This window comes from Dolichospermum circinale AWQC131C (assembly GCF_000426905.1).
Classification (GTDB): domain Bacteria; phylum Cyanobacteriota; class Cyanobacteriia; order Cyanobacteriales; family Nostocaceae; genus Dolichospermum; species Dolichospermum circinale.
Genome location: NZ_KE384606.1, coordinates 68,758 through 69,070 on the forward strand (window position 1 = coordinate 68,758; position 313 = coordinate 69,070).

At 37.1% G+C, this 313-nt stretch carries 1 protein-coding gene; it reads left to right on the top strand.

What is annotated here, in order from left to right:
* The coding region (locus ACIR131C_RS27435; RefSeq protein ID WP_035371757.1) for a trypsin-like peptidase domain-containing protein at nucleotides 1-313 on the top strand (313 nt) is incomplete at both ends.

Below are 313 nucleotides of genomic sequence, written 5' to 3' on the forward strand. Positions count from 1 at the left end.
TTTAACTGCTGTAGAGGTTAATGATATCGCTAAACCAATCACCGTCATGATTGGAGGACTAGATGGTAAAGGTTCAGGAGTAATTATTGCCAAAAATGGTAATACCTACACTGTGCTGACAGCCAATCATGTGGTTAAAAAAGCGGGATATGGTCTTTATGAGATTATCACCTATGATGGGCAAAAATACCAAATGGAAAACAAAGCTCAAATTGTGGGAAAATTAGATTTAGCCTTAGTTAGATTTACCAGTTCTAAAAATTATCCCCTTGCTAAAATTGCTGATTCTCGCACAGTTAAACAAGGAGCAACG